This is a genomic window from Nocardioides sp., from assembly GCF_004803405.1.
In the GTDB taxonomy this organism is placed as follows: Bacteria; Actinomycetota; Actinomycetes; order Propionibacteriales; family Nocardioidaceae; genus Nocardioides; species Nocardioides vastitatis.
This window is the reverse complement of sequence record NZ_SSXI01000006.1, coordinates 1-8983: the sequence shown is the minus strand read 5'-3', so window position 1 is coordinate 8983 and position 8983 is coordinate 1. Positions and strand designations below refer to the sequence as shown.

The 8983-nt window shown below is 73.0% G+C and carries 8 protein-coding genes, 2 tRNA genes and 2 pseudogenes; 1 reads left to right on the top strand and 11 read right to left on the bottom strand.

Annotated features, from left to right (window positions below; all coding sequences use genetic code 11):
• Nucleotides 1-114 precede the first annotated feature (114 nt).
• The 10 genes from E7Z54_RS00685 to E7Z54_RS00640 all read right to left on the bottom strand — a co-directional run bounded on the left by E7Z54_RS00685 (nt 115) and on the right by E7Z54_RS00640 (nt 7367).
• The gene (locus E7Z54_RS00685; protein WP_206055936.1) at nt 115-519 is read right to left on the bottom strand and encodes a MaoC/PaaZ C-terminal domain-containing protein; all 405 of its coding nucleotides are present in this window, start codon (nt 517-519) and stop codon (nt 115-117) included.
• Nucleotides 516-914, bottom strand: coding sequence for an FAS1-like dehydratase domain-containing protein (locus tag E7Z54_RS00680; RefSeq protein WP_136430900.1), 399 nt, complete (start codon nt 912-914; stop codon nt 516-518). The genes E7Z54_RS00685 and E7Z54_RS00680 overlap by 4 nt, the downstream gene beginning before the upstream one ends.
• A 94-nt stretch (nt 915-1008) precedes the next feature.
• Entirely contained in the window at nt 1009-1179 is a 171-nt protein-coding gene (rpmG, locus tag E7Z54_RS00675; RefSeq protein WP_028654832.1) for a 50S ribosomal protein L33, read from the bottom strand.
• Between the two features lie 60 nt (nt 1180-1239).
• A tRNA-Met gene (locus E7Z54_RS00670) sits at nt 1240-1313 on the bottom strand.
• A gap of 52 nt (nt 1314-1365) precedes the next feature.
• A tRNA-Thr gene (locus E7Z54_RS00665) sits at nt 1366-1438 on the bottom strand.
• 61 nt (nt 1439-1499) lie between these two features.
• Nucleotides 1500-2897: an amidase gene (locus E7Z54_RS00660; RefSeq protein WP_136430899.1), complete on the bottom strand. Its 1398-nt coding sequence runs from the start codon at nt 2895-2897 to the stop codon at nt 1500-1502.
• A gap of 49 nt (nt 2898-2946) precedes the next feature.
• On the bottom strand, nt 2947-3654 hold the full coding sequence (locus tag E7Z54_RS00655) for an LrgB family protein (protein ID WP_136430898.1): 708 nt from the start codon (nt 3652-3654) through the stop codon (nt 2947-2949).
• Nucleotides 3651-4040, bottom strand: coding sequence for a CidA/LrgA family protein (locus tag E7Z54_RS00650; protein WP_136430897.1), 390 nt, complete (start codon nt 4038-4040; stop codon nt 3651-3653). Before E7Z54_RS00650 ends, E7Z54_RS00655 begins: the two co-directional genes overlap by 4 nt.
• Before the next feature lie 28 nt (nt 4041-4068).
• Complete coding sequence (locus E7Z54_RS00645; RefSeq protein ID WP_136430896.1) at nt 4069-5070, bottom strand: pirin family protein; 1002 nt, start codon at nt 5068-5070, stop codon at nt 4069-4071.
• Nucleotides 5067-7367 carry an FdhF/YdeP family oxidoreductase gene (locus tag E7Z54_RS00640; protein WP_136430895.1) on the bottom strand — a complete coding sequence of 767 codons (2301 nt, stop codon included), beginning with the start codon at nt 7365-7367 and terminating at the stop codon, nt 5067-5069. The genes E7Z54_RS00645 and E7Z54_RS00640 overlap by 4 nt, the downstream gene beginning before the upstream one ends.
• Nucleotides 7368-7484: 117 nt before the next feature.
• Between E7Z54_RS00640 and E7Z54_RS00635 the strand changes: the two are divergent.
• A pseudogene (locus tag E7Z54_RS00635) lies at nt 7485-8679 on the top strand (glycosyltransferase); the annotation flags it as partial.
• Here E7Z54_RS00635 and E7Z54_RS22770 read toward each other — a convergent pair.
• Nucleotides 8605-8983: pseudogene (locus tag E7Z54_RS22770) on the bottom strand (hypothetical protein); the annotation flags it as partial. The pseudogenes E7Z54_RS00635 and E7Z54_RS22770 sit on opposite strands and share 75 nt — an antisense overlap.

Here is an 8983-nt window from a genome sequence, read left to right as displayed (position 1 = left end):
ACCGCGGCGACCAGCTCATCGGCGCTGCGCGCGGCCACGTAGCTGCGCGCGGGACCGCCGAGCCGGAGCGTGGTGAGATCCGCGAGGCGGGGAGCCGCCTCCACCGGTGCCGGGTCAGGCACGAACCGCCGCCCTCGGCGCCCCCAGCACCTTCGTGCCGTCGGCGGTGACCTCGAGCGAGAGAGGCAGCAGCCCCGCGTCGGTCCGCTCCCCCACGGTCCCCGCGACGGTCACCCGGGCGGACCCTTCGGCGGGTACGACGACGGGCTGGACGAACTTCGCGCCGATCTCGACGACCTCGGCGCCGCCGGTCCACTGCGCCACCGCGCGACCGACCAGCGCCAGGGTGTACATGCCGTGGGCGATCACGCCGGGAAGGCCGACCGCGATTGCGATCTCCTCGTCCTGGTGGATCGGGTTGTGGTCACCGCTGGCCACCGCATAGGCGGCGAGGTCGGCGCGGGTGATCTCGTAGGTGATCGGCTCGAGCGCGGCGCCGGGCGTGAGGGTCGCCATCATGCGGCCCCCCGGTGCACGAGGGTCGCGGTCGCCGTACACACCAGGGAGCCGGCGGCGTCGGTGATCTCGCTGGCGGTGCTGACGATGTCGTTGCCGCCGATGCTGCGGACCCCGGTCACGGTCAGGGTCGCGGTGAGCTCGTCGCCCACCTCCACCGGCCGCTCGTAGCGGAACCGCTGGTCGCCGTGGATGATCCGGGACAGCTCCACCTGCTGGGCGGCGAGGAAGTCCTGCAGGGCGGCGAAGGTGACCACGATGGGGAAGGTCGGCGGCACGCTCGCGACGGGTGCGCCGGCCCCGATGGCCGCGGCGAAGGCCGTCACGGCCTCGCTCGTGACCGGGTACGGCTGCGTCGGGGGGAACGCGCGGCCGACGAGGGACGCGTCGATGGGCATGCGCCCGAGCCTAACCACCCGAAAAATGCGTCGACCCGGCACCGGCCCTTGCGGGCGGGTCCGGGTCGTGCGAGGTGCGTCGGAGACGCAGCGCTCAGCGCGTCTCGCGGTGCGCCGTGTGCTTGCGGCAGCGCGGGCAGAACTTCGACAGCTCGATGCGGTCGGGGTCGTTGCGCCGGTTCTTCTTGGTGATGTAGTTGCGCTCCTTGCAGTCCACGCAGGCGAGCGTGATCTTGGGGCGAACGTCGGAGCTCTTGCTGGCCACGGGAAGTCCTTCTACTGCGGTCTGTGGGGTACTGCCGGGGTTCTACATCGTCGTCTGGCGTAGCGGGGGCGGGACTCGAACCCGCGACACCACGATTATGAGCCGTGTGCTCTAACCACCTGAGCTACCCCGCCAGGGGTCAGGGCACGCGCCACGCCGGCGGGCTTGGCGGACCCTTGCTCCCAGAGCCCCTTTACGGAATCGAACCGTAGACCTTCTCCTTACCATGGAGACGCTCTGCCGACTGAGCTAAAGGGGCAACGCCGCAGAACAATACAGCCCGCGGTGCGGATCGGAAAATCGAGGCCACACTCCCCGTTTCAGGCGTGGATTCGGGCAAACGGGCGCGCCTGCTCCAGCTCGTAGGCGAGCTCGATCAGCAGCGCTTCCTGGCCCGGCGCGGCCCCGAACATCATGCCCTGTGGGAGCCCGGACGCCGTGGTCGCGAGCGGCAGGGAGACGGCCGGCGCGCCCGTGACGTTCTGCCACGGCGTGAAGGCCACCCAGTCCTGCAGCCGGTCCATGATGACGTCGTAGTCCAGCGTCGGGTCGAGGTGGCCCACCCGCGGGGTGGCCATCGCGAGCGTCGGGGTCAGCGCGACGTCGTACTTCTCGTAGTAGAGCTCTGCCTGCGCGTTGGCGCGCCGGAGCCGGGCGACCGCGCCGGGGATCCGGTGCACGTTGCGGCGCGCGTGGCGAGCGAGGCCACGGGTGAGGTTGTCGAGGTTGCCGCGGTTCCAGCTGCGCCCGTGCAGGGGTCGGCCGGTGACCAGCATGGCGAGGGCGAGAGAGGCCCAGTAGAGGAGGAAGTCGTCGGCGAAGGACGGCGCGATCGGGGCGTCGGACTCGGTGACGGTGTGCCCGAGGTCCTCGAGGAGAGCCGCCGTCTGCTCGGTCAGGGCCGCGGTCTCCGCATCGGCGCCGCGACCGACGCCGGAGGTGTTGAGGGCGATGCGCAGGCGGCGCTTGATCGGCCGCGTGATGTCGCCGATCGGCGGCAGGTTCAGCGCCCGGTGCACCCGCTCGGCCTCGCGGTAGAACGCCGCGGTGTCGCGGACGGTGCGGGTCAGCACGCCGTCGGACACGATCCGGATCGGCATGTCGCGCAACGCCTTGTCCTGGGCGAGGCGACCGCGGGTGGGCTTGAGACCGACCAGGCCGTTGACGGAGGCCGGGATCCGGATCGAGCCGCCCCCGTCGTTGGCGTGCGCGATCGGTACGGCGCCGGCCGCGACCAGCGCGCCCGACCCGGAGCTGGACGCACCGGCGGTGTGCTCGGTGTCCCAGGGAGTCCGCACGGCGCCGAGCCGCGGGTGCTCCGCGGAGGCGCTGAAGCCGTACTCCGAGAGCTGGCTCTTGCCGATGGGGAGCAGGCCGGTTGCGAAGAACATGGCTGCGAAGTCGCCGTCCCTCCGCGCCGGACGAGGGTCCCAGGCGTCGGTGCCGGCCATGGTCGGCATGCCGGCGACGTCCACGTTGTCCTTGACCAGCGTCGGCACGCCGGAGAAGAACCCGGGGTGCGGGCTGCGCGCCTCGACCCGGGCGCGGTCGTAGGCCGTGAAGGCCATCGCGTTCAGCTCGCCCGCAACCTTCTCCACCCGGGAGATCGCCGCCTCCACCGCCTCGGGCACGGAGATCCGCCCGGCGCTGATCTGCTCGGCGACGCCGACCGCGTCGAGGTCGCCCAGGGCGTCGTCTGTGAAGGCGTGTACGCGCATGGGACGCACGCTAGCGGGTGGCGAGCACGCGCTCGACGCAGGCACGTCGTCAGAGCAGCCAGAGGGCCAACAACGGCACCAGGAGGCTGATCGCCAGCGCCGAGAGGCCCATCGACAGGCCCGCGAAGGCGCCCTCGGTCTCGTCCTCCCGGAGCATCCGGGAGGCGCCGATGCCGTGGGAGACCGCGCCCACGGCCAGCCCGCGCGCCCGCCGGTCGCGGATCCTGAGCAGGTTGAGGACCGCCGGCCCGGCGACGGCGCCGAGGATTCCGACGGCGATCGCGAACACGGCGGCGAGGGACGGGACGCCTCCGGCGGCGTCCGCCACGGCGATCGCGACGGGCGTGGTCGCCGCCTTGGGGGCGATGGTCCTCTCGAGCAGGTCGTCGGCACCGAGCGCGCGAGCGATCAGGACCGCGGAGACGATCGAGACCGCGGCGCCGACCAGGATCGCGGCGAGGAGCGGCACGACGAAGCCCTTCAGGCGGTCGGCCTGCCGGTGCAGCGGGACCGCCAGGGCGACCGTCGCCGGCCCCAGCCAGAACGCGATCAGCTCGGTGGCGTCGCGGTAGTCGGGGTAGTCGACGTCGAGGACGGTGATCGCGAGCCCCGCCACCACGATCGCGACGAGGACCGGCTGCGCGAGCGCGTGGCCGCGGCTGCGCCGCTGGAGCCAGCGGCCGAGCTGGTAGCCGACCAGGGTGATCGCCAGCATCGAGAGCGGCGAGCGGCCGAGGTCGAGCACGGTGTCGGTCATCGGGCTCCCGGGGCGGGAGCGGCCGGCAGGTCGTCGCTCGGTCGGCCGAGCAGCCGCTCCAGGCCCACCGCGCCCCAGCCCACGACGGCGAGGGCGAGCAGCCAGGAGCCGAGCAGGGACACGGCGATCGGCAGGGCGTCGCGGCCGATCACCGCGAGCATGGTGACGACGCCGACGCCGGCCGGCACGAAGAACAGCTGCAGGTGCCGCAGCAGTGCGGTGCCGGCGCGCACGATGGAGCCCTCGTCGTCGTACCTGCGGAGCCGGAGGACGACGAAGAGCAGGAGCATGCCGGCGACCGGCCCGGGAACGGGCAGCCCCGCGAGGCGCACGACCAGCTCGCCGAGCAGCTGGAACGCGACGAGCCAGGTGATCCCGAGGATCACCGGGCGGTCTGTTCGGTCTGTCCGCGGGTCATCGTCGCTCCCGCAGCCGCGCGTTGGGCAGCACCGGCGCCGGGATCGGCCCGAGCGGCTGGTCGGGTACGACGCCGAAGCGACCCTCCGCGACCTGCCGGCCGTCGGGGACCACCTCGCCGGTCCTCGGATCGGTGATCTGGGCCTGCCACTCCGCGCGGTAGCCGGCGACCTCCTCGTGGCTGCGGCCGACGAAGTTCCACCACATCACGATCGACTCGCCGAACGGCGGGCCGCCCAGCACGAGGATCCGACAGCCATCGTCGCCGGCCACCAGGGCGATCTGGGCGGTGCCGGGCGGGACGTAGGCGAGGTCGGCGACCTTCGCGTCGAGCCCGCCGACGGAGACCGACCCCAGGTCGACCAGGACGCCGTGCTCGAAGCTCGCGTCGACGGGCAGGTGCAGGGTCGCGCCCGGGTCGAGGACGAGCTCGGCACCCAGGAGAGGGGTGAACGTCGCGACCGGCGAGGTGTCGCCCAGGAGCGAGCCGAGGAAGACCCGGCCGCGCCAGCCCGCGCCGGTGACCTGCGCGGGCGCGTAGTGCTGGAAGCCGGGGTCGGTGTGCCGGGACTCGTCGGGCAGCGCCACCCAGAGCTGGGCACCGTGGAGGACGGTCGTCGAGTCGGTGGAGACCTCGGAGTGGCTGATGCCGCGGCCGGCGGTCATCAGGTTGACCTCGCCCGGCCGGACCATGGCCCGGCTGCCCACGCTGTCGCGGTGCTCGACCTCGCCCTCGAACAGCCAGCTCACCGTCTGCAGGCCGGTGTGGGGGTGCGGCGCGACCGTCATGCCGCCGGTCCGGTCGACGGGGTCCGGCCCGTAGTGGTCCAGGAAGCACCAGGCGCCGATCAGCGACCGGTGCCGCTGCGGGAGCGTGCGCCGCACCAGCATCGCCCGTGGCCCGCCGAGCGGGACCTCCCGCGGTGACATCAGCTCGACGCCGGCCGCGTCCCTGCCCTCACAGACGACCTCGTCGGGCCGCGCCTCCGGGTTGCTCATGGTGTCTCCGCGGGCACGAGTCGCACGACCACGGCCTTCGACGTGGGGGAGTTGCTGCCCTCGGCGGTCGAGTCCAGCGGCACGAGCGGGTTGGTCTCCGGGTAGTACGACGCCGCGCAGCCGCGTGGCTGGTCGTACCCGACGATCCGGAAGCCGCGGGCCACCCGGCGCTCGCCACGCCACTCGCCGACCAGGTCGACCCGGTCCCCGTCGACGAAACCGAGCTCGGCGATGTCGTCGGGGTGCACGAACACCACCCGCCGACCGCCCTTGACCCCGCGGTAGCGGTCGTCGAGCCCGTAGATCGTGGTGTTGTACTGGTCGTGCGACCGGAGCGTCTGCAGCAGCAGGTGGCCGTCGGGCACCTCGAGCACCTGGAGCGGCGAGGTCGTGAAGACGGCGCGGCCGGCGGCGGTGGGGAAGGTCCGGCTGTCGCGCGGCGGGTGCGGGAGCACGAAGCCGCCCGGCTCGGTGACCCGCCGGTCGAAGTCGTCGAAGCCCGGGACGACGCTGGCGATCCGTTGCCGGACGGTCGCGTAGTCGGAGCGGAACTCCGACCACGGGATCCGGGCGCCGGGGTGGTCGCCGGTGAACAGCGCCTGGGCCAGGGAGCAGACCACGTCGACCTCCGACCGCAGGTCGGGTGAGGCCGGGTCGAGCGGACCCTTCGAGGCGTGCACGGCCGACATCGAATCCTCGACCGTGACCCGTTGTGGCCGGCCGCCGGTGTGGTCGCGCTCGGTGCGGCCCAGGACCGGGAGGATCAGAGCGGTGCGGCCGTGCACGACGTGGGACCGGTTCAGCTTGGTCGAGGCGTGCACGGTGAGGTCCGCGTTGCGCAGCGCCGCCTCGGTCACCTCGGTGTCGGGGGCGGCGGAGACGAAGTTGCCGCCCATCCCGATGAACACCTTCGCCGTGCCGTCGCGCAGCGCACGGATCGCCTCGACGGTGTCAACGCCGTGGTGCCGGGGCGGCTCGAACCCGAACTCGTCGCGAAGCCGGTCGAGGAAGGCGTCGGGAGGCTTCTCCCAGATGCCCATCGTCCGGTCGCCCTGCACGTTGGAGTGGCCGCGCACCGGGCAGAGGCCGGCGCCGGGCTTGCCGATGTTGCCCTGCAGCAGTGCGACGTTGACCACCTCCTGGATCGTCGCCACCGCGTGACGGTGCTGGGTCAGGCCCATCGCCCAGCAGAAGACCGTGGCGGAGGAGTCGGCGAGCATCCGCGCCGACTCCTCGATCTGCGCACGGGTGAGCCCGGTCGACCGCTCCACGGCGTCCCAGTCCAGCGTGGCCAGCCCGTCGGCGTACTCCTGGAAGCCGGTGGTGTGGCGCTCGACGAACTCACGGTCGACGGCCTCCCACTCGAGCAGAAGGGCGCCCCAGGCCTGGAAGAGGGCGAAATCGCCGCCCACCCGGATCGGGAGGTGGAGGTCGGCGAGCTCGGTGCCGTGACCCACGATTCCGCTCGGCTTCTGGGGGTTCTTGAAGCGGACCAGGCCGGCCTCGCGAAGCGGGTTGACCGAGATGATCCGGGCCCCGTTGTGCTTCGCCGCCTCGAGCGCACTGAGCATCCGCGGGTGGTTCGTGCCGGGGTTCTGGCCGGCGACGACGATCAGCTCGGAGGTCTCGATGTCGTGCAGGGAGACCGAGCCCTTGCCGATGCCGATGGTCTGCTCCAGCGCGAACGATGTGGACTCGTGGCACATGTTGGAGCAGTCCGGCAGGTTGTTGGTGCCGTAGGCGCGCACCAGCAGCTGGTAGAGGAAGGCAGCCTCGTTGGACGTGCGGCCGGACGTGTAGAACACCGCCTGGTCGGGGCTGTCGAGCTCCCGGAGGTGGTCGGCGACCAGCCGGAACGCGTCGTCCCAGCCGATCGGCCGGTAGTGACTGTCCCCCGGGCGCAGCACCATCGGCTCGGTGATCCGGCCCTGCTGGCCCAGCCAGTAGTCGGAGCGGCTGGCCAGGCCCGCGGTGCCGTGGACCGGGTGCTCGGCGAAGAAGGCCGGGCCCACCCGGCGCAGCGTGGCCTCCTCGGTGACCGCCTTCGCGCCGTTCTCGCAGAACTCGAAGCGGTGCCGGTGGCCGGCGTCAGGATCGGGCCACGCACAGCCCTGGCAGTCGAAGCCGTCGGCCTGGTTCACCTTGAGCAGCGTGCGGGTGGCGCGCCGCACCCCCATCTGCTCCACGGCTCGCTTGAGAGCGACGCCGACGGCGACGGGACCCGCGGCCGCGTGCGCCGAACCCTCGACCTCGAGGTCGGTCTCGTCGATGTCCGCCTCGGGTGGCTTCCTGCCCATGCCTTCATCTTTCCCCGCCGGTCAACCGCCGGCCCCCGCGGGTTCACCGCCCTGCGCCATGGTCGCCGCGTGCGGATCGCCCAGCTGGCCAACTTCGTGGGAGCGACGTCGGGAGGGATGCGGACCGCCCTGGCCGAGCTCGGAGGGGGCTACGTCGACTCCGGGGCGTCGCGGCTCCTGGTGATCCCCGGTCCGGTCGACTCCGTGACGGAGACCGACCTCGGCGACGTCGTGCAGGTCCGCGCACCGCGGGTGGGTGGCGGCTACCGGCTGATCGTGGAGCCGTGGCGGGTGATCGAGGCCCTCGAGCGGTTCGCGCCCACCAGCATCGAGTGGAGCGACAAGCTGACGCTGCTCCCGGTCGCCTGGTGGGCGCGGCGCAACGACGTCCGCACCGTCCTGCTGTCCCACGAGCGGCTGGGCGACATGTTCGCGATGAGGACGGGCCTCGAGGCGACGTCGAAGGTCTCGATCGGGCTGCTCAACCGGGTGCTGGTGCGGACCTTCGACACGGTCGTGGTGACCTCCCGCTACGCCCAGGGGGAGTTCGCGGCGGTCGCCGAGGCCGCCGGCTGCCCGGTCGCCCGGGTGCCGCTGGGAGTGGACCTGCTGACCTTCCGCCCGTCCGGCCGACCGTCAGGCCGACCGTCTGGCCGACCGTCTGGGCAGGCGGACGCCGGCGCCGAGCTGCGACTGGTGCACTCCGGGCGGCTCTCGCGGGAGAAGTCTCCGCACCTGGCGGTGGCGACCGCTGTCGAGCTGCACCACCGCGGGGTGCCGGTCCGCCTCGACGTGTACGGCGACGGGCCCCACCGCGAGGAGCTGGAGGAGATGTCCCGCGGGACGCCCGTGCACTTCCACGGGTACGTCGACGGGCGGGCCGCGCTGCGCGACCGGCTGGCGGAGGCCGACATCGCCCTCTCCGTCTGCCCCGGCGAGACCTTCGGGCTCGCGGTGCTGGAGGCACTCGCCTGCGGCACCCCGGTGGTGACCGCCGATCGCGGCGGCGCCCGCGAGCTGGTGGACCCGGTCTGCGGCGCGTGGGCTGCTCCGGAGCCGACGGCGCTCGCGGACGCCGTACTCCGCCTGGCGGCGCGACCGGAGCAGGTACGACGCCGGGCCGCCCGCCGGCGGGCGGAGCTGTTCCCCTGGTCGGCCACGGTCGACCGGATGCTGGCTGTCCACGCCGGCGCCGGCGTCGATCAGCTGAGGGTCGGAGCGGGCTGCTAGGCCGGCTCTACGAGCGGACCCCCGGCGCCAGCGGAGCCATGATCCGCGCCAGCCGCTCCCGCGCGACCCGGGTCAGCAGCAGCACCGGCAGCAGCAGCGCGACCGTCATGCAGCCGAGGACGATCGCGTAGTAGGCGCCGTGCAGTGAGGAGTCCAGCGGCGCGACCAGGCCGGCCACGAGAGACACCGCCACCAGTCCGCCGGTGCCGTACCGAGGCAGACGGAGGGTCGCGACGAACGGCGGGAGCATGAGCAGGTACCAGAGGTGCACGACCGGGGCCAGCACCACGAACGCGGCGCCGACCGTCGCGACGGCGGCGATCGCCGTACTCCGCGACCCCGTGCGCCAGCCGAGGGCGACCCAGCCGCCCACCGCGAACGCCGCG